The sequence below is a fragment of the Flavobacterium sp. CLA17 genome (assembly GCF_013112255.2).
In the GTDB taxonomy this organism is placed as follows: Bacteria; Bacteroidota; Bacteroidia; order Flavobacteriales; family Flavobacteriaceae; genus Flavobacterium; species Flavobacterium circumlabens.
Genome location: NZ_CP068294.1, coordinates 382,708 through 402,796 on the forward strand (window position 1 = coordinate 382,708; position 20,089 = coordinate 402,796).

At 35.7% G+C, this 20,089-nt stretch carries 16 protein-coding genes; 10 read left to right on the forward strand and 6 right to left on the reverse strand.

Annotated elements, in window-relative coordinates; translation table 11 throughout:
* Window positions 1–58: 58 nt before the first annotated feature.
* Entirely contained in the window at window positions 59–1,861 is a 1,803-nt protein-coding gene (locus HAV12_RS01660; RefSeq protein WP_132033105.1) for a lysophospholipid acyltransferase family protein, read from the reverse strand.
* A 119-nt stretch (window positions 1,862–1,980) separates the two neighbouring features.
* On the opposite strand from HAV12_RS01660, the gene HAV12_RS01665 reads away from it, so the two are divergent.
* The 5 genes from HAV12_RS01665 to HAV12_RS01685 all read left to right on the forward strand — a co-directional run bounded on the left by HAV12_RS01665 (window position 1,981) and on the right by HAV12_RS01685 (window position 5,792).
* Window positions 1,981–2,742 carry an exodeoxyribonuclease III gene (locus HAV12_RS01665; RefSeq protein WP_171568198.1) on the forward strand — a complete coding sequence of 254 codons (762 nt, stop codon included), beginning with the start codon at window positions 1,981–1,983 and terminating at the stop codon, window positions 2,740–2,742.
* Window positions 2,743–2,940: 198 nt separating this feature from the next.
* Window positions 2,941–3,885 (forward strand): OmpA family protein, encoded by a 945-nt coding sequence (locus HAV12_RS01670; RefSeq protein WP_132033109.1) that lies wholly within the window; start codon window positions 2,941–2,943, stop codon window positions 3,883–3,885.
* Window positions 3,886–4,040: 155 nt separating this feature from the next.
* Window positions 4,041–4,292 (forward strand): hypothetical protein, encoded by a 252-nt coding sequence (locus HAV12_RS01675; protein ID WP_171568199.1) that lies wholly within the window; start codon window positions 4,041–4,043, stop codon window positions 4,290–4,292.
* Window positions 4,285–4,581: a type II toxin-antitoxin system RelE/ParE family toxin gene (locus HAV12_RS23025; RefSeq protein ID WP_171568200.1), complete on the forward strand. Its 297-nt coding sequence runs from the start codon at window positions 4,285–4,287 to the stop codon at window positions 4,579–4,581. The genes HAV12_RS01675 and HAV12_RS23025 overlap by 8 nt, the downstream gene beginning before the upstream one ends.
* Before the next feature lie 173 nt (window positions 4,582–4,754).
* On the forward strand, window positions 4,755–5,792 hold the full coding sequence (locus tag HAV12_RS01685) for an aldo/keto reductase (RefSeq protein ID WP_171568201.1): 1,038 nt from the start codon (window positions 4,755–4,757) through the stop codon (window positions 5,790–5,792).
* A 90-nt stretch (window positions 5,793–5,882) separates the two neighbouring features.
* Here HAV12_RS01685 and HAV12_RS01690 read toward each other — a convergent pair whose 3' ends face one another.
* The 5 genes from HAV12_RS01690 to panC all read right to left on the reverse strand — a co-directional run bounded on the left by HAV12_RS01690 (window position 5,883) and on the right by panC (window position 11,830).
* Window positions 5,883–7,850 carry a transglycosylase domain-containing protein gene (locus HAV12_RS01690; RefSeq protein ID WP_171568202.1) on the reverse strand — a complete coding sequence of 656 codons (1,968 nt, stop codon included), beginning with the start codon at window positions 7,848–7,850 and terminating at the stop codon, window positions 5,883–5,885.
* A 20-nt stretch (window positions 7,851–7,870) separates the two neighbouring features.
* The gene (gene radA / locus HAV12_RS01695) at window positions 7,871–9,232 is read right to left on the reverse strand and encodes a DNA repair protein RadA (protein ID WP_171568203.1); all 1,362 of its coding nucleotides are present in this window, start codon (window positions 9,230–9,232) and stop codon (window positions 7,871–7,873) included.
* Entirely contained in the window at window positions 9,232–10,386 is a 1,155-nt protein-coding gene (locus HAV12_RS01700; RefSeq protein ID WP_132033117.1) for an alpha/beta hydrolase, read from the reverse strand. The genes radA and HAV12_RS01700 overlap by 1 nt, the downstream gene beginning before the upstream one ends.
* Window positions 10,387–10,586: 200 nt before the next feature.
* Window positions 10,587–10,937: an aspartate 1-decarboxylase gene (panD, locus tag HAV12_RS01705; protein WP_017495920.1), complete on the reverse strand. Its 351-nt coding sequence runs from the start codon at window positions 10,935–10,937 to the stop codon at window positions 10,587–10,589.
* A gap of 14 nt (window positions 10,938–10,951) precedes the next feature.
* Entirely contained in the window at window positions 10,952–11,830 is an 879-nt protein-coding gene (gene panC / locus HAV12_RS01710) for a pantoate--beta-alanine ligase (protein ID WP_171568204.1), read from the reverse strand.
* 78 nt (window positions 11,831–11,908) lie between these two features.
* On the opposite strand from panC, the gene HAV12_RS01715 reads away from it, so the two are divergent.
* From HAV12_RS01715 to HAV12_RS01735, 5 genes are all read left to right on the forward strand, one after another.
* Window positions 11,909–12,715 carry a glycogen/starch synthase gene (locus HAV12_RS01715; RefSeq protein WP_171568205.1) on the forward strand — a complete coding sequence of 269 codons (807 nt, stop codon included), beginning with the start codon at window positions 11,909–11,911 and terminating at the stop codon, window positions 12,713–12,715.
* Window positions 12,716–12,736: 21 nt separating this feature from the next.
* A complete protein-coding gene (locus HAV12_RS01720) occupies window positions 12,737–14,338 on the forward strand; it encodes a DUF4270 domain-containing protein (protein ID WP_171568206.1) in 1,602 nt (533 codons plus the stop codon).
* 9 nt (window positions 14,339–14,347) lie between these two features.
* Window positions 14,348–16,198 (forward strand): glutamine--fructose-6-phosphate transaminase (isomerizing), encoded by a 1,851-nt coding sequence (glmS, locus tag HAV12_RS01725; protein WP_171568207.1) that lies wholly within the window; start codon window positions 14,348–14,350, stop codon window positions 16,196–16,198.
* Between the two features lie 147 nt (window positions 16,199–16,345).
* Window positions 16,346–16,846, forward strand: coding sequence for a hypothetical protein (locus tag HAV12_RS01730; protein WP_240345217.1), 501 nt, complete (start codon window positions 16,346–16,348; stop codon window positions 16,844–16,846).
* Between the two features lie 376 nt (window positions 16,847–17,222).
* Window positions 17,223–20,039, forward strand: coding sequence for a carboxypeptidase-like regulatory domain-containing protein (locus tag HAV12_RS01735; RefSeq protein ID WP_171568209.1), 2,817 nt, complete (start codon window positions 17,223–17,225; stop codon window positions 20,037–20,039).
* Window positions 20,040–20,089 lie beyond the last annotated feature (50 nt).

Genomic DNA, 20,089 nt, shown 5'->3' on the forward strand with positions numbered 1-20,089 from the left:
TCTAAAATAAAAAACCCGTTTCATGTTGAAACGGGTTTTTTATTTGGTGATTAAAGGGTTAATCTTCTTTTTCAGATAGTTTACGCTCTAATTCTATTTGAAACTCTTCAATAACGGGTTTCATGGTGCTTTCAGGAATATCTGCGATTCTGATGTACATTAAGCCGTCTATGGCATTATTAAACAAAGGATCTACGTTAAAAGCCACTACGCGCGCATTCTGCTTGATATACTTTTTAATCAAAACAGGCAAACGTAAATTACCGGGCTCTAATTCGTCAATAATTTTATCAAATTTATTCAGATCAGATTCTGCTTCATCAAAAATAAAGTCTTTGTCTGCGTCTTTCAGTTTTACTTTGTATGCTTTTTTAGGGTGGATGTACTGTGCAATATAAGGATCGTAATAGTTGGATTTCATAAACTCAATCATCAAAGATTTTGAGAAGTCAGAAAACTGATTACTGATACTTACGCCGCCCAACAGATATTTGTGCTCAGGATAACGCAGGGTAGTGTGAATAATTCCTTTCCACAACAAGAACAAAGGCATTGGTTTTTGCTGATAATCCTTGATGATAAAAGCACGTCCCATTTCGATTGATTTGTGCATCATATCATGTAATTCTGGCTCAAATCGGAACAGATCATTCAGATAGAAACCTTCAATTCCAAATTTCGGATAAATCTCAGAACCCAATCCCATACGGTAGGCACCTGCAATTTTTTTGGTTTCATCATCCCACAAAAACATATGGTGATAATATTGATCGAATTTGTCTAAATCTATAGACTCGTTGGTTCCTTCTCCTACTTCACGGAAAGTAATTTCACGTAAACGACCAATTTCATGCAGAATGTTCGGAACCGCTTTGGCTCTTGCAAAAAACACTTCGTAGTTTTTACTTTGTAATAAACGGCAATCGCTGTTTCTCAAGGCATTTACTTCGTCAATCATTGCTGACTCACTTGCCGGAGTAACGATTTTTTTAGGTGCTTTCGGGATTTTTAAACTTGCCGTGTCAAGCAGCTTGCTGTCCTTTTCAAAAGGATTGGCAAGCATATAAGTTTTCTTTCTTAAAAATTCTGAGTATTCTTCAAACGATTCAATTTCGTTTTGCTCGTTTACAGAAATCGGCTTACCAATACGAACTTTTATAACGCGGTCTCTTTGCGTTAGCAATTCAGATGGTAATTTTGCGGTACGTAAAGTATCATCAATTTTAGAAAGCCAGTAAAATAATCTGCTGTTTTTGGCGTGAAAATAAATCGGTACCACTGGAACTTTCGCTTTTCTGATTAATTTCAGTGCGCCTTCTTCCCAGGGTTTATCAACGACTAATTTTCCATCCTTATAAGTTGAAACTTCACCGGCAGGGAAAATTCCAAGAGGTTTCCCATCACTTAAGTGACGCAATGTTTCCTTAATTCCAACCACACTTGATTTGGCATCCTTGTGATTTTCAAAAGGATTCACCGGCATGATGTATTTCTTAAGCGGAACAATTCGGTGCAGTAAAAAGTTGGCAATAATCTTAAAATTAGGCTCTCTTTCAAGCATTAATTTCAATAATAAAATACCATCAATCCCTCCCAGAGGATGATTTGAAATGGTAATGTAGGCGCCATCTTTTGGTAAACGCTTTAAATCTTCTTCAGGAATTTCGAATTTAATTTCCATTTCATCCAAAATCCCGTTTAAAAACGGAACATCCTCTAAATGTTTATTATGGTCGTAAATCTTGTTCAGGGTAGATATCTTAAGAACCTTCATAAGCATCCAGCCTGAAAAAGTACCCAGTACTCCGTACTTGTCAACATTTATTGCCTTTGCAACTTCTTTCGCGGTAACTAAACCCATGTACTATTTTTAATTTATTAGAGCAGCGAACAAAGATAACAAAAAACTCTACTTTTTGCTGTTTCAAACACAAACTTTCCACTTTTTTATTACATTTGAAATCCTAAAAAAAAACTGTAATGAAAATTATTTCTTATAATGTAAACGGAATCAGAGCCGCAATTTCAAAAGGATTTATCGATTGGCTGCAACATGCCAATCCGGATGTTATTTGCCTTCAGGAAATAAAAGCATCGCAGGAGCAGATTCCTGTAGAAGCTATTACTGCAGCGGGTTATCCGTATCAGTACTACTACCCCGCAACAAAAAAAGGATATAGCGGTGTGGCAATTTTATCTAAAATAAAACCCAACAATGTCGTTTACGGAACCGGAATTCAGCATATGGATTTTGAAGGACGTAACCTTCGTGCCGATTTTGACGACTGTTCTGTAATGAGTCTGTACCTTCCGTCAGGAACAAATATCGAAAGACTGGATCATAAATTTATGTTTATGGATGATTTTCAGACGTATGTAAATGAGCTGAAACTTACCATTCCAAATTTGGTAATTTGCGGGGATTACAATATTTGTCATGAAGCGATAGACATTCATGATCCGGTTCGTAATAAAACTGTTTCCGGGTTTTTACCGTCAGAACGCGCCTGGTTAGATGGTTTTATGAAATCCGGTTTTATTGACAGTTTCCGCCATTTCAACAAAGAGGCACATCATTATTCCTGGTGGAGCTATCGTGCCGGAGCCCGTGGAAATAACAAAGGATGGCGTATCGATTACAATCTGGTAAGCGATTCTTTGCAACACCGATTGAAACGCGCTGTTATTTTACCGGATGCGATTCATTCTGACCATTGTCCGGTTTTAGTCGAAATCGAATAATTTCTGGTATTGTTCTTGTGAAGAAAATAACGTTTTTAAGCTGTCATTCTGAGTGTATTGAAAGATAGAGCGCTAATATTCTCTAGTTTAGGGAGCCGGAAAAGAATGCCATTTTATAGTTAGCGGGACATCTGAACCCTTATATTTCGAAAGACAAGAAATTAAATTATTAAACGCCTCAAATAAAAAGTAAATAAAATGATTAAAAAAGCCTCAATCGGATTGTTAGTTTTAGCTTTATCCACTACTTCTTGTGTTTCTAAGAAAATTTACAATGATCTTGAATCGAAATATTCAGATCTGAAAAAAGAAAACCGCTCTATTGCTGACGAAAATTCTGATTTAAAGAAATCAAAAAATCAATTGGAATTGGATCGTGATAAGTTAACCAAAGATCTGGCCAGCACAAAATCAGATCTTGAAAAACAAAAAGCCGATTTAGCTGCGGAACAGAAAAAGTACAAAGTGCTTCAGGATTCCTACAATGCTCTTGAGAAAAACAGCAACGATGCGCTGGAAAGCAACATGAATAAAAATCGTGAATTGTTGGCACAATTAGAAGCAAAATCTAAAAAATTAGCCGAAGAACAAGCCCGTTTAGATAAAACAGCAAGCCGCTTAAACGAACTGGAAGCTATGATTGCCGCCAAAGAAGCCGCCATGAAAAAACTGAAAGAAACCTTATCGAAAGCCTTAAATGGTTTTGAAGGAAAAGGTTTGACAGTGGAACAAAAAAATGGAAAAGTATATGTTTCCATGGAAAACAAATTGCTTTTCAATTCAGGAAGCTGGGCGGTTGGAACTGAAGGAAGAAAAGCAGTAGTCGAGTTAGGAAAAGTATTAGGAGATAATCCTGATCTTTCTGTTTTGATCGAAGGCCATACAGACGATGATCCGTACGCAGGTTCAGGACCAATTGCAAACAACTGGGATCTGTCTACCAAAAGAGCCACTGCCATTGTAAATATCCTAAGCGAAAACACTAAAATCAACAAACAAAAACTAACGGCAGCAGGGCGCAGCGAATTTTCACCACTGGCCAGCAACGAAACTCCGGAAGGAAAAGCCAAAAACCGCAGAATCGAGATCATCTTAACGCCAAGATTAGATGAAATTGCGGAGATGTTGAATAGCATCAACTAAGGTTCTTTTTAGGAACAAAGGTTCAAAGGAACAAAGGCTCAGAGTTTTTAACTTTGGGCCTTTTTTTGTTCCGGCAAGTTTCAATATAGGTTTAGTTTAAATTATCTATATTGAATTTATATTTTTGTAACTTTGAAATTCAAAAAATCAGGATTATGGGACTTCCCGAATTAAAAGATAAAATACGAAATCAGCTAGATTTAGCAGACGAGAAAGTATTGCGTATTGTCTCTTCAGTATTTGATAATTATTTAAATGAAGTTGTGTCTTACGATGCAAAAGGAAATCCTTTGACCTTGTCTGAATATCATAATAAGGTTGAAGAAGGTTTGAATGACGTTAAATACAATCGAATAACTTCACAAGAAGATTTATCTAAAGAAATGCAGGATTGGGATAATGAGTAATATCAAAATCAAAATTTTTTGGACAGCAAACGCAAAACAAGATTTAAAAGAAATTTACATTTCAATAAAGAATAAAATCTCTAAAGAAACGGCACTTAAAATTAGAGTTGAATTATTTAATAGTCCAAATCATATTGTTTTTGCAGAACAATTTCAATTAGATGAATACAGATTGGATTGCAGAAGAATTATAGTAAGGAATTTTAAAATTCTTTATCAAATTAAAGATAACTCAATCTTTGTGATCAGGGTTTTTAATTCGTTTCAAAATCCCGTTAAAAGTCTATAATAAAACTTAGAATCTTAGAGCCTTATTAACTCAGAACCTCAAAAAAACTTATCCTTTTTTTAACTTTTGTAGAATTTTCATTTGAAGAATCCCGTTGTATCTTTGAAGCTTCTTGGTCAAAAGAAAAACTTAGACTCTTAGCAAATCAGCACCTTAGAACCTCAAAAAACAAAATGAAATACACAACTTTACCCAATACCGATATAAAAGTTAGTAAAATCAACCTTGGTACAATGACTTTTGGTCAGCAAAATACAGAAGCCGAAGGACATGCCCAAATGGATTATGCATTCGAAAGAGGCGTTAACTTTTTTGATACAGCCGAAATGTATTCGATTCCGGCACGTCAGGAAACTTATGGAAGTACAGAGAAGATCATTGGAACGTGGTTTAAAAAATCAGGAAATCGCGATAAAGTGGTTTTGGCATCCAAAATTGCGGGTCCGAACCCGAATTTCACCTACATGCGTGATAAAATAGATTTCTCTCCGGAAAGTATTAAATACGCTTTAGAAAACAGCTTAAAACGCCTTCAGACAGATTATATCGATTTGTATCAGATGCATTGGCCGGAAAGACCAACCAATTATTTCGGACAACGCAATTTCAAAGATCATGATGCCGTGTGGGAAGATAATTTCAGGGAAGTTCTGGAAACTTTCGATGGCTTAATCAAAGATGGAAAAATAAAACATATTGGCGTTTCTAACGAAAATGCATGGGGAATGATGCGCTTCCTGGAAGAAAGCAAGTACCACAATCTTCCAAGAATCAAAACAGTTCAAAATCCGTATAATTTATTAAATCGTCTTTTTGAAGTAGGTTCTTCCGAAGTTGCCAAATATGAGAACGTGGGATTATTAGCCTATTCTCCTTTAGCGTTTGGTGTTTTAACCGGTAAATTTTTAACCGGAGAAGCACATCCAAAGGCAAGAATCAATCTTTTCCCGCAATACACCCGTTACAATAGCGATCAATGTACGCAAGCGACAAGATTATATCAGGAAATCGCTCATAAACACGGATTAACCCTAACGGAACTTGCCATGGGATTTGTTTTGCAACAGCCCTTTTTGACAAGTGCCATTATTGGTGCAACAACGCTGGAACAATTAAAAGAAAACATCGATACGATTGATGTATTTTTGTCAAAAGAAATCCTGACTGAAATTGCAGCCGTTCAGGCAATAATTCCGGATCCGGCTCCTTAAGTACTGTTTTAAAATAAACAAGAATTCCACAAATTGTCACGGGTTAATCTGTGATAATTTGTGGATTTTTTTTATTTAAGTAATTCGTGTTTACAAATCAAATTCATCTCCAATAGCTAAAGAATCAACCGGAACTGCTGTTGAATCCGGGGCTTTAATGCGTAGTAAAGAACGTGCATTTCCTGAAATATAAACCGGAGAAAGTCCGCCAATTGTATCTTCGGAAATTAAAACGCCACGACGTAACATTAAGTTGCTTAGGAATTTCTGATTTTTAACCGCGTAGTCTCTTAAATTTCCCTGATCGTTAAACTGATACATGAATTTTCTGGGCTTCGGAATAATCGTTGCCAAAAAGAGACATTCATTTAAACTCAATGCCGATGGGCTTTTCTGGAAATAAAAATGACTTGCTTCGCCAATTCCGTATACATTTGGTCCCCATTCAATAATATTGAAATACACTTCCAGCATTCGTTCTTTGCTTACAATTCGGTTGTTTTCTAAAATGTAAACCAGTAAAATTTCTTCCAGTTTGCGCGAAACTGTTTTTTCGCGGGTCAGGAAAACATTTTTAATCAATTGCATGCTAATGGTGCTGGCACCGCGGGAGAATTTTTTGGTTCTGATGTTCTTTAAGATTGATTGTTTGAAAGCTTCATTAATAAAGCCACGATGCGAAAAGAAAGAAGGATCCTCGGTCGTCAGTACACATTTTCGTAGATAAGGTGAAATCTGATCCAGAGGGGTGTAATTCGGATTTGCATTTCCAACCAAAACAGGCCGCTGCAATACATTTTGAATGATCGCGCGATACACAAATTCTCCGTTCAGTTTGTTAAGATCGGCCTCGCCGTATTTTGTGATTCTTAAATCTTCTTTGTTTAGTTTACTGTCAAAAACAAGTGCATTTGGTTTGTTTTTATTGAATTTGAAATCCAGTTTGTAATCAAAATTTCCGGTAGCTTCCATTCCCTGGAAATGCGTAAACAATCCATCAGGCAGAGAAACGATAAAATCCTGCGCTTTCATCTTCGGAATGTCAACTTTTAAAGTGTAAACGGTATCTTTCTCGGTATTGTAAGAAACGTAAGGACGGACTTTTATTTTATTCAGCTGCATGGTTGAAGTGCTGTCGATCGAGATAAAATCATCTCCTAATAAAAAGCGGTAATCAAAACGTGCATTTTTAATCACAACATCTTTGCTGGCAATTTTCGGGTGATTGATTTTTAAGTTTGAAATAGAAGTATAGCCGTCAATATGCAATTCGCTTCCGTCTTTTTCGATATTTGCCACGTTGAGGCGTATCGAGTCAAAGCTGGCTTTCAGGTTGTAGCGCTCGTCCAGATACGGAACTTTTATGGCACCTGTATCGAGATTGAAAAAACGGATATCTGCTTTTTTGTTTCTCGGATCTGCAAATCCTTTTATGTTCCAGCGCTGATCGAAATCTTTGCTTTGGACATGAAGGCTGGTTTCGAGTTGCTTGTTGTTTAATACAAGCTTATTTACGGCAATAGACGTTTTTTTGCCGTTATCATCAATTCTGAAATTTAAATTCTCCAGCTTCATATCTGTCGGAACCAGATTCAGTAGTTTTGAAATAATGCGATAGGCAAAAGCAGCATATTTGCGTTTCTCATTTTTATCAGTGTCGGATTGATCTCTTTTTAAGAAAGCATCAAAATTGCGGATTTTTCCTTTTTTGACTAATTGAATATAACCGTTATTGACTTTTAATGTCCCAACCTGAACGTCACCAATTAATAAATTGGACAGACTGATGCTGGTTTCAATTTTTTGAATATTAAAAAGAGTGTCCGCATTTTTAGGAACCAAAACCACATCCGTCAGCCTGATCCCTGATAATCCGTCAAACGTAGCCGATTTGACAGAAAAAGTACTGTTGTATTCAACATTCATTTTGCGGGTTACTTTGGCAATTGCCTGTTTTAGCAGTGAATTGCGAAAAAAGTAAAATCCTGAAAAAAGCACTGCTAATACCAGGGCAAGTATTAAGAGTGCTTTTATTATTTTTTGTTTGGGGAATTTCATAAAGTAGGTTTTATAAAAAATTAACCAAAAAGAATACTGGCTACATCTTCGATTTTAGCCACAAGTTCAATTTTGATTCCTGCGTTTTTTAAAGCAATTTTATTGTACTTGGAAACAAATATAGTGTTGAATCCTAATTTTTCGGCTTCCTGAATTCTTTGGTCTACCCGGTTTACCGGGCGAATTTCTCCTGACAAACCAACTTCACCTGCAAAGCAGAATCCTTTGGTGACCGGAATATCCTCATTGGAAGATAAAATGGCAGCCACAACGGCTAAGTCTATAGCAGGATCATCAACAGAAATTCCACCGGTTACATTTAGAAAAACGTCTTTTGCGCCTAAACGAAATCCGGCTCTTTTTTCTAAAACGGCCAGAATCATATTGAGTCTTTTAGCGTTGTAACCCGTTGTGCTTCGCTGTGGGGTTCCGTAAACAGCGGTACTTACAAGCGATTGGATTTCGATCATCAGCGGACGCATGCCTTCCATAGTGGTGGCAATAGCAGTTCCCGACATTTCTTCGTCTTTGTGCGATATTAAAATTTCCGACGGATTACTTACTTCCCGCAAACCGCTTCCCAGCATTTCGTAAATTCCCAGCTCGGCAGTTGATCCGAAACGGTTTTTTAACGCACGTAAGATTCGGTACACATGATTTCGGTCGCCTTCAAACTGTAAAACGGTATCGACCATATGTTCCAGGATTTTCGGTCCGGCAATGTTTCCGTCTTTCGTAATATGTCCGATTAAGATCACCGGGATATTGGTTTCTTTGGCGAACTTGATGAGCTCAGCGGTAGTTTCCCGAATCTGCGAAATACTTCCGGCAGTGGACTCGATATAATCCGTATGCAAAGTCTGAATAGAGTCAATAATTACAATTTCAGGCTCAATAGCTTCAATTTGTTTGAATATATTTTGCGTTTTTGTTTCGGTCAGGATATAACAATTGTCGCTGTTAGGTGTGATTCTTTCGGCGCGCATTTTTATTTGTTTCTGACTTTCTTCACCGGAAACATAAAGCGTTTTATAAGGTAATTTTAAGGAGATTTGCAGTAAAAGGGTACTTTTCCCAATTCCGGGTTCTCCGCCCAGAAGGATTAATGAGCCGGGAACAATTCCGCCACCCAGAACACGATTCAATTCGCCGTCAGTAGTATCCATTCGAATTTCCTGAGTCGAGTCAATTTCGTTAATTTTTAACGGACGCGGAGCTTTGCCGCTTGATGTAGGTTCGCTTTTCCAGGCCACTTTTTCCTGTTTCTGGATAATTTCTTCAGCAATAGTATTCCATTCCTTGCAGGCATTGCATTGTCCCTGCCATTTGGCATACTGAGTTCCGCAATTCTGACAAAAAAAAGAAGTTTTAACTTTCGACATTATTTAGTTGTTTTTGAAAGCGTATTCATCTCATCGATTTTCTCGTACATTACATCTTTGTTCAAATCTCCGATTGGCTCCATCTGAGAAGCATTTTGGTATTTTTTAGAAGCTCTTTTCGGATCACCCATTTTTTCATACATCAATCCCAGTTCATATTCCCCCAACATGGCTTTCGGATAATTTACATTTCCAATTTCTGCCATTTTACCCAATTCATCGTAGGCATTCTTTTTTAGAATGAGGGTTTCTATGATTTTGAAATCGCTCATTCTTACCGGTATCTGAACTCCCAGAACTTTAGACATTACATTGTATTTATTCTCCAGATAATCAGCGTAACCTGTTTCAAGAATAGCAATTTTGTTGTTGTATTCAGCAGAATCTATAGGTCTGTAGACTTCAAATATTTGGTATAAAGCGCTCGGGATTGCATGTAAAACCTCTGTATAATGTGTTGTGCCTTTAAATAAATCGTATTTATAATTCACTAGCGGATTATTGGCAATTTTAATATTGCTGTCCAACTTTTCGATAGGTTCCTTGATTTTTTTATTGTCTCCGTCTGCTGCAGATAAGTAGTAAAATAAAGGTTCTGTTACTTTCGCAAATTTTTCAGGGATTCTAACTTCCATTTTATTGGCAAGTTCCGGACTAAAAGCAATGTAAGCATTAAAAAGAGGCTGTTCCTTGTAGAGATAAAAATTGATAAAACTTGCCGTTACATCATGCCCGGCAATAATCCGGAAAGGGGAAGTACGATATTTTTTTTCGATGTAAGGAACCAGTTCGGCACCAACAAATTCAAAAAAATCAGCTCCTTTTTCAAAGGGAAGTCCGGTGTTTTGGTCAATTGTGGTATCGTCTTCGCGTTCATCATTTTTATTTTGATGAATACCAATTATAATCACTTCGGGTAAATCTCCCCAATAGGAACCATAACTTAATGCTCCGGAGAACGGATCAAATAAATAATCACCGTCTAACAGATATAAAACCGGATATTTTTTTTCAGGATTGGCTTCGTAAGAGGCAGGAAGCCCAATAGTTATTCTTCTTTCCTCTCCTAGTTTTTCGGATGTAATGTTGTCAAATTTTTTCTGTGAAAAAACAGAAACAGAAATTAAAGTAAGTAATAAGTAAACTTTTTTCATGATTTGGGATATTTCAGTGATTTAAAAGTATTGAAATAGTGTAGCAATATAACACTTTATTTGCTTTTTTATTATTTTGGGATTCTAAAATAGCAATACAGTATTTTGCCTAAAATTTACTTTGACATAGGGCAAAAGAAAGCGTCACTGGCAAAAATAATTTTGTCAATCGCTGAAGGAATAAGGTGTAAAAGAAAAATTTAGGTTAACGAATTGTCGTTTTCATTAGGGAAAATGATCCATGGCTTGAAGGTTTTAGCCTCTTCAAATTCCAGGGTTGCATAGGATATAATGATAATAATATCGTCTTTTTGAACTTTTCTTGCTGCAGGGCCATTCAGGGTAATTTCTCCTGAATTTTTTTCTCCTTTAATAGCATAAGTTTCAAAGCGTTCGCCATTATTAATGTTCACAATAGCTACTTTCTCTCCTTCAATAATGTTCGAAGCTTCCAGTAATGTTTCGTCAATAGTAATACTGCCAATATAATTTAAATCGGCTCCCGTTACTTTTACACGATGAATTTTTGATTTTATAACTTGAATTTGCATGGTGCAAAGGTAAATTAATTTAATGAAATGGTGTCAATCAGTCTTATAGAATTAACAAATACCGCTATAAATGCACGGTACTTTTTGTCTTTACTTTTATGATCGACAGATAATAATGTGGATTCATCAGCAATGACAAAATATTCTAATTCAAATCTTTCATTGTTTTTGAAAGAATTTTCAACAAATTCTATTGTTTCCTGCGGCGTACTGGTCTGGAATATTTCCTTCGCTTCTGTTAACGTTTTATAAATGATTGCGGCTTCTTTTCTTTCCTCAGCAGTTAAGCGCTCATTACGCGAACTCATCGCCAGTTGATTTTCTTCTCTGAAAATAGGACAGCCTACGACATTAACAGGCATATGGTTCTTTTCGACCATTTTTTTGACAATTTGCAATTGCTGGAAATCTTTCTCTCCAAAATAGGCATTTGTCGGACTTACAATTTCAAATAAACGTTTTACAATTGTCCCGACCCCATTAAAATGTCCGGGTCTGAATTTTCCTTCCATTTGATTTTCTAATCCGTCAAAATCAAAATTCTGGGAAACAGTATTTCCTTCATATATATCTTCTACAGAGGGTGCATATAAAATCATTTTGTCACTCAAAACGCGCATTTTCTTGATGTCTTCTTCAATGGTTCTGGGATATTTTGCGAGGTCTTCGGGATTGTTAAACTGAGTAGGATTGACGAAAATACTCACTACAGTATCGTCGTTTTCTTTAAGGGATCTTTGCATTAAAGCCAGATGCCCTTGGTGTAAAGCGCCCATTGTTGGTACAAACCCGATGGTCGAATTTGTGGTTTTGATAGTTTTCAAATAAGCTATCAAAGCTACTTTACCGTAGAAAATATGCATGGCGGTATTATTAAAATTTAGTGCAAACATAATATATTAGTTAATAACTGCATAAATTTTTGTAATTTTGCAACGTTTTTATTACCAAAAATTAAGTAAAATACTATTATGAAAGATAAGAGGATATTATATGTATCATCTGAAGTCGTGCCTTATTTGGCTGAAAATGAGGTTTCCTTAATGTCTTATGACGTTCCGAAAATGATTAATGATCAGGGAGGACAGATAAGAATTTTCATGCCAAGATATGGGAATATCAACGAAAGAAGACATCAGCTCCACGAAGTAATTAGACTTTCAGGAATGAATTTGGTAGTGAATGATTTAGATATGCCATTGATTATTAAGGTAGCTTCAATTCCGAAAGAAAGAATTCAGGTGTATTTTATCGATAATGATGAATATTTTAAACGTAAGGCAACTTTTGCCGACGAAGAAGGGGTTTTGTATCCTGACAATGACGAGAGAGCTATCTTTTTTGCTAAAGGAGTTGTAGAAACAGTAAAAAAACTCAATTGGGTTCCTGATATTATTCATGTTCATGGGTGGTTAGCAGCTATGCTTCCGATTTACATGAAGCATTATTACAAAAATGAAGCTTTGTTTTCTGAAACAAAAATTGTGACCTCTGTTTACGGTCAGTCTTTTGATGAAAATCTGGATTTAGAAATGATTAATAAGGTGAAGTTTGATGGTGTTCCACATGAAGCTATAGCGGATTTGGAAATACCAAATTACGAAAACGTGCTAAAGGCTAGTATCTTGCATTCTGATGCCGTAATTATAGCATCACCAAACGTATCTTCAAGTTTAACAAAATTTATAGAATCTTCAGGAAAACCTTTTTTACCTTTCGCCACGAAAGATGCATTCGCAGAAGCGTATACAAATTTCTACAAAAGTATGGGTCTTTAAATTTTAACATTATTATAAAACATGTATAATACTTCTTTCTTTAAGAAAATTCTATTAATAGCAACTGTTGTTCTTTTATATTCTTGTGACAAAGATTTTAACGCCATTGGTGATAATTTGATTGGTGATGACCATTTCGGATTAGAACCTGAGAAATATGATGTTGTGGCTTACGATCAGGAAATCTCCCCAGTTCAGTCAAACGGATTGGTAAATAATGCTTTAGGTATTTATGATGATAAGGTTTTTGGAGCCAGAACGGCAAGTTTTGCGACTCAGGTTTCACTTGAAAGTTACGCCCCGACTATTGGTGCGGAACCGCAAGTAGTAAGTGTTCAGCTTACTATACCTTATTTTAGTCATGGTATAAGTACAAATGATAAGGGAGATACTACATACGTATTGGATTCTGTTTACGGTAAGCCCGAAGATAAATTTATTAAGTTAAGTGTTTATGAATCGGGCGTTCAGATGCGTGGTTCTTATTTTGATAATGGATCTCAGTTTCCGCAGTTATACTATACGAATCAAAATGCTGATTTTGACAAATTTAAAATAGAAAACCCAACGCCGGGTAATGGTATTAAACGTTTGAATAATAATATTAATGTTAAAGCAGAGAATGATGAGTTTTATTTTAACCCAGGGGAACTTAAGGATGTAACTAAAGACGAAAAAACGGGTGTTGAAACGACAACCCGATTTGCTCCGCAAATGCGTTTAAATCTGGATAAGACGTTTTTTCAAACTAAAATATTAAATGCTTCTGCTTCAGTGCTTTCTGCAAGCGATGTTTTTCAGCAATATTTTAAAGGTTTGTATTTTAAGGTCGAAAAATCAGGATCCAGTGCAGGTAATTTGGCTGTGATGGATTTTTCTAAAGGTAAGATTACTATAAAATATACAGCTAAAACTGATATTACAACTGATGCAGAGACAGTAAGAGAGGACAGAACTTTAGTGATTAACCTAACAGGTACAACGGCCAGTTTACTGGATGATGTTAAGACACCTGCCTATCAAACTGCGCTTACAGATCAAAATAAAACGGATGGTGATGAGTCTCTTTATTTGAAAGGCGGTCAGGGATCACTTGCTGTTATTGAGCTTAATGCTTTTGGTTCGAAACTGACAGAAATCAGAAATAATAAATGGCTTGTTAATGAGGCTAATTTAGTTTTTTATATTGATACCGATAAAATGGCCGGCGTTTACGAATCTAAGAGGGTTTATTTGTATGATTTAACCAATAATGTTCCTATTTTAGATTATTTGACAGACGGAACCGGTAGTGGAGCGGCACTTGGAAAAGTGATTTATAGCGGTATAATTAATATCGACGCTACAAGTAAAAGAGGTACAACTTATAAAATTAGATTAACAGATCATATTCGAAATATTATAAAAACCACTACAGCAGTTAATGTTAAATTAGGTTTAGTTGTTTCAGGAGATATAAACACGGTGGCTTCAAATAAATTAAAATTAAAAAACAGCGTTATTACAGATGCGCCAAGAGCATCAGTTTTGAGTCCGTTAGGAACCATATTATTTGGAGGGAAATCTACAGTTCCGGACAATAAAAGACTGAAGCTTGAAGTTTACTACACGAAACCAAATTAATAAATATATATGTGTGGAATTGTTGGATATATAGGTCACAGAGAGGCTTATCCCATTATTATAAAGGGATTAAAGCGTCTTGAATACAGAGGATATGATAGTGCGGGTGTCATGTTATATGATACAGAATCAGGTATAAAACTTTGTAAGACAAAAGGAAAAGTTTCAGATCTTGAAGCTAAGGCAGAGAATGATTTAACTATAAACGGATCTATAGGGATTGGTCATACACGTTGGGCAACTCACGGGGTTCCGAATGATGTGAATTCTCATCCTCATCTTTCGAATTCGGGAGAACTGGTAATTATTCATAATGGAATTATTGAAAATTATGCTCCTCTTAAAGAAGAGTTGATTAAAAGAGGATATACTTTTAAATCTGATACAGATACAGAAGTACTGATAAATTTAATCGAAGAAGTTCAAAAGAAAGAAGGAATTAAGTTAGGTAAAGCAGTTCAGATTGCTTTAAATCAGGTTGTAGGCGCATACGCAATTGCAGTATTCGATAAGAAAAATCCAAATGAAATTGTTGCTGCAAGATTAGGCAGCCCTTTGGCTATTGGTGTTGGAGAAGGAGAATTTTTTATTGCTTCTGATGCTTCGCCTTTTATTGAATATACTTCAAATGCTATTTACCTGGAAGATGGTGAGATGGCAAATATCAGATTGCACAAGCCTCTAAAAGTTAGAAAAATAAAAGATGATTCTTTGGTAGACCCTTATATTCAGGAACTTCAAATGAATTTGGAGCAGATTGAAAAAGGAGGTTATGATCACTTTATGCTTAAAGAAATATATGAGCAGCCAAGTGTAATTAAGGATACTTACAGAGGAAGACTTAATGCCAATAAAGGAATCGTTCAGATGGCCGGTGTTGAGGATAATATTGAAAAATTCCTGAATGCTAAAAGAATTCTGATTGTTGCCTGTGGAACTTCATGGCATGCAGGTTTGGTAGCTGAATATATTTTTGAAGAGTTTACACGTATTCCGGTAGAAGTAGAATACGCTTCTGAATTCAGGTACCGTAATCCAATTATAAATAAAGATGATATAGTTATTGCTATTTCTCAATCCGGAGAAACAGCCGATACTATGGCAGCTATTAAATTGGCAAAAGAAAATGGAGCCTTTGTATTTGGAGTTTGTAATGTCGTAGGTTCTTCTATTTCAAGAGAAAGTCATGCAGGTGCTTACACCCACGCAGGTCCTGAAATTGGAGTAGCTTCAACAAAAGCATTTACAACACAAATTACAGTCTTAACAATGATCGCTTTGAGATTAGGTAAGGCTAAGGGAACATTATCAAATACAGATTATCACACATACTTGCAAGAATTAGAAATAATTCCTGAAAAAGTAGCTGAGGCACTGGAAACAAATGACAGAGCAGAAGAAATCGCTGCGGCCTTTAAAGATGCTCCAAACTGTTTGTATTTAGGACGTGGTTATAATTTCCCGGTTGCTCTTGAAGGGGCGCTGAAACTTAAAGAGATCTCTTATATTCATGCTGAAGGATATCCTGCAGCTGAAATGAAACACGGTCCGATTGCTCTTATTGATGAACACATGCCAGTTATTGTTATTGCACCTAAACAAGGTCATTATGATAAAATTGTAAGTAACATTCAGGAGATAAAATCAAGAAGCGGTAAAATTATCGCTGTTGTGACCAAAGGTGATACTCAGGTTAGAGAATTAGCCGATTATGTAATTGAGATCCCGGAGACCTCAGATGCATTGTCACCATTAATTACAACTATACCTTTACAGTTGCTTTCTTATCACATTGCTGTAATGAGAGGTTGTAATGTAGATCAGCCACGTAATTTGGCGAAATCGGTTACTGTAGAATAACATATTTAAAATATAATAGTTTTAGAAAAGCGAGATTTAGTCTCGCTTTTTTTATGACCGTTTTTTTTGTTCACATTTTTCTTGTAAGGATTCATTTAATGGTTAATTTCGCCGCTTAAAACAATAAATTGTAAAAAGATGAAAGGAATGATTACGGCATTATTTTTAGTAATGACTATAGCTGGTTTTTCGCAGCAATTAACCTATAGAAGTGGTGGAACTGTTTATGAAGGAGAGAACAAATTATCATCCGATCAGGTGAGATCCGTTTTGAGTAGTAACAGGGAAGCATTATCTCTTTACAACGCAGGGCGAAACAAAAAAACATGGGGGAATGTCCTTTTTTATGGTGGAACAGGTCTTGTGGTTGCCAATTTGATTGTCGGTTTAACCAAAGATGACACTACAGTCACCTATCCCGGAAACGGATATAATCCTTCGATTCAGTCTAAGCCAACCAGTTTTACAGCTGCAATTATTGGCGGTGCCATGATTATTGCTTCGATTCCTATTAAAATTGGTTATCCAAAAAAGATTAAATCAGCTATTGCGAAATATAATGAAGGTTTGGCGGAACAATATAAACCGGGGCCTAAAACTACTTTGGTGGCAAGTGCTAATCAAATTGGTCTTAAAATTGAATTTTAAGCTAATTTATTAGTCTTTAATGATTTATAAAAAAGAGTAATTATTGGTATTGTGTATTGTCTCCAATAAGTAAATAGATGAGTTGCAACAATGTTAAAAAAGTGAGATTTAGGTCTCGCTTTTTTTTATTATCAGATTTTTTTTCTTAGCCCTGTATTTTTAGTAAATCCGCAATTTTTCCTTCAAAAATAATATGTATGCATAGTAATTGAGATAGGGAAGGTTTGATATTTGATTTTAATTTAATAAAACTCATTGAGGAATAGTTAAAATATAACTTAAAAACATGGTAAATGTGAATTTTATTTAACGTTTTTTTATACATATTAAAATTATTTGTATTTTGGTAGGATAAACTAACAAAAAAACCAACCAAATGAGAGTCTATTTGCTAATTATGTTGTTTTTCTGCGGAATTTCCTTTGCGCAGAATACAATTACTGGTTCTGTTACCGATAGTAACAAACAATCTATTCCGGGTGCCAATGTTAATGTTGTGGGAAGTTCAACGGGAGCTTCTACTGATTTTGATGGTACTTTTAAACTGAGCACTTCTGCCAAACCGCCTTTTTCTATTAAGGTATCGGCTGTGGGTTTTGAGACTAAAACGATTAACGTTACATCACTAACTCAAAAAGTTGATGTCGTTTTGAAAGATGAAGAAACTAAATTAGATGAAATTGTTGTTTCGGCTTCCAGAACTCCTGAACGTGTAATAGAATCCCCTGTTACGATTGAAAGAATGGGAATTCAGGAAATAAAGAATACAACTGCAGCCACTTTTTATGATGGATTAGAGAATTTGAAAGAGGTTAATTTTAATACAAGTAGTATCTCTTTTAAATCAATAAATACGCGTGGTTTTGCTACAGTAGCCAATACTCGTTTTATGCAGTTAGTCGACGGAATGGATAATTCGTCACCGGCCTTAAACTTTGTATTAGGTAATTTAATTGGTATTTCTGATATTGATGTGGCAAGTGTAGAGCTTTTGCCTGGGGCATCTTCTGCACTATATGGAGCTAATGCTTTTAATGGTATCATGTTTATGACAAGTAAGAGTCCTTTTAATGATGAAGGAATAAGTGTTTATTATAAATATGGACAAACAAGTCAGGATGCTGCTGGAACAAACGATTATAATGATTTTGGGATCAGAGCAGCAAAGGCATTTACGAAGCATTTTGCATTAAAAGCAAATTTCACCTATATGGAAGCTTCTGAATGGATTGCAGCAGATACCAGAAGTATGACTGGTGGTTCTGTTGGGCATCAAATGAATCAAAATTATGATGGGTTAAATATATATGGAGATGAGGTAACTACTTTTATTCCCAATGTTGGACAGGTTAGCAGAACCGGATATCGTGAGCAGGATCTAACGGACAATAAAGTTAAAAGTATGAAGGCCGATTTTAGTGCTCATTTTAAACCTTGGGCAGATGATACAGAAATCATATTACAATATAAAATTGGTACGGGAAGTACGATTTATCAGGGAGCAAACAGATATGCCTTAAAAGACTTCCTGATGCAACAGGGTAAGTTTGAGATAAAAGGGAAAAACTTTTTTGGAAGGGTTTATTTTACAAGTGAAGATGCGGGAGATTCTTATGATATGAGATTTGCCGGATGGAATATTAATAGATTAGCAAAATCTGATAAAAACTGGTTTACAGATTACGGAACAGCTTTTCAATTGTCTTCTGCAGTACTTGGTCTTAATTCAAATGACGCTGCAAATTATGCAAGAAATTTTGCTGATTATAATGTTTCACCAAATCTGCCATTAGTACCAAATACTGATCCACTTAATCCGGGCGCTCCAAGATCCGCCAGATTTGAGCCGGGTTCTGTACAATTCAATAATGCGCTTGCAACTGTTACTTCAAATGCTGACTTAACTCAGGGGGCTAAATTTATTGATCATTCAAAGCTATATCATTCAGATATAAATTATAATTTCAGAGATCTTATCAAATTTGCCGAAATTCAGATTGGTGGATCCTGGAGAAAATATATCATGGATTCAGAAGGAACAATCTTTACGGATTATGATGGTCCGATAGATTACAGAGAATATGGAGCTTACGCACAATTGCAAAAAAAATGGATGGATGACAGATTGAAATTTACAGGATCTGTACGCTACGATAAAAGTCAGAATTTTGACGGGAATGTTTCGCCAAGAATTTCTTTTGTGTATTCTGCAGGTGAATCAAAAAGACATAATTTCAGAGTATCCTATCAAACAGGTTTCCGTAACCCAACTACTCAGGATCAATATATTGGTTTAGATTTAGGGCCTTTTGCATTAATTGGTTCTGCAGCAGATAATTTAGATCGTTTTCAGGAAACTCAGCCTGTTAGTCTTGCTGGTCAGGGTATACCAAATGCAAATATAGGGCCAACGGTTAACTTATCAGGGCGCAGTGCTTATGAAAACTCTTATACATTAGCTTCTGTTCAGGCATTCGCAGCATCTTCAAATCCTGGTGATCTTAAAGTTGCAAATCCTAAATTGGTAAAACCAGAACAAGTACAGGCTTTTGAAGCAGGGTACCGTACAGTGGTTCAAAATGATTTGTCGATAGATATTAATGGATATTACAACATTTATAATGATTTTATGAATACTTCGAGGGTAATTACGCCTTATTATGGAACAGTGGGGACTAATCCTGCAGATCCAGGTGTTCTACTGAGTTATTCAGCTTTGGCTTTTGGAGACAGAAGAGTGTATCAGGTTTATACCAATACAAGTGCTCAGATTACTTCGTTGGGTTTTGGAGTTGGTTTGTCTAAAAAAGTGTATAAAGACTTTGAATTAGGTGTTAATTATAATTATTCCCAATTTGATTTTGACCAATCAGAAGATCCGAGTTTTATTGCTGGGTTTAATACCCCGAAACATAGGATTAAAGGTTCTTTTGGGAATGCTAAAGTGGCTAAGAATTTAGGTTTTAATGTTAATGTAAGATGGAATACAGAATATTTATGGCAGTCTTCTTTTGGAGATGGTATGATTCCGGAAAATACAGTTCTTGATGCCCAGATTAATTATGGTATTCCAAAATTGAAATCTGTTATTAAAGTTGGAGCAACAAATCTTTTCGGAAAAGATTATCTTCAGGTAGTTGGTGCAGGTATGATTGGTCAGATGTGGTTTGCTTCATGGATAATTAATCCTTAAATGAAATAATCATTTGATTAAAAAGATTTTCTTTCTTTTTAGTTCTTAAT

Coding starts and splice junctions, on each gene's coding strand:
- HAV12_RS01720 (WP_171568206.1), top strand. CDS start 12,737: ATGTATAATACTTCTTTCTTTAAGAAAATTCTATTAATAGCAACTGTT.
- HAV12_RS01730 (WP_240345217.1), top strand. CDS start 16,346: ATGATTACGGCATTATTTTTAGTAATGACTATAGCTGGTTTTTCGCAG.
- HAV12_RS01675 (WP_171568199.1), top strand. CDS start 4,041: ATGGGACTTCCCGAATTAAAAGATAAAATACGAAATCAGCTAGATTTA.
- panC (WP_171568204.1), bottom strand. CDS start 11,830: ATGTTTGCACTAAATTTTAATAATACCGCCATGCATATTTTCTACGGT.
- HAV12_RS01715 (WP_171568205.1), top strand. CDS start 11,909: ATGAAAGATAAGAGGATATTATATGTATCATCTGAAGTCGTGCCTTAT.
- HAV12_RS23025 (WP_171568200.1), top strand. CDS start 4,285: ATGAGTAATATCAAAATCAAAATTTTTTGGACAGCAAACGCAAAACAA.
- HAV12_RS01670 (WP_132033109.1), top strand. CDS start 2,941: ATGATTAAAAAAGCCTCAATCGGATTGTTAGTTTTAGCTTTATCCACT.
- panD (WP_017495920.1), bottom strand. CDS start 10,937: ATGCAAATTCAAGTTATAAAATCAAAAATTCATCGTGTAAAAGTAACG.
- HAV12_RS01690 (WP_171568202.1), bottom strand. CDS start 7,850: ATGAAATTCCCCAAACAAAAAATAATAAAAGCACTCTTAATACTTGCC.
- glmS (WP_171568207.1), top strand. CDS start 14,348: ATGTGTGGAATTGTTGGATATATAGGTCACAGAGAGGCTTATCCCATT.
- HAV12_RS01735 (WP_171568209.1), top strand. CDS start 17,223: ATGAGAGTCTATTTGCTAATTATGTTGTTTTTCTGCGGAATTTCCTTT.
- HAV12_RS01685 (WP_171568201.1), top strand. CDS start 4,755: ATGAAATACACAACTTTACCCAATACCGATATAAAAGTTAGTAAAATC.
- radA (WP_171568203.1), bottom strand. CDS start 9,232: ATGTCGAAAGTTAAAACTTCTTTTTTTTGTCAGAATTGCGGAACTCAG.
- HAV12_RS01665 (WP_171568198.1), top strand. CDS start 1,981: ATGAAAATTATTTCTTATAATGTAAACGGAATCAGAGCCGCAATTTCA.
- HAV12_RS01700 (WP_132033117.1), bottom strand. CDS start 10,386: ATGAAAAAAGTTTACTTATTACTTACTTTAATTTCTGTTTCTGTTTTT.
- HAV12_RS01660 (WP_132033105.1), bottom strand. CDS start 1,861: ATGGGTTTAGTTACCGCGAAAGAAGTTGCAAAGGCAATAAATGTTGAC.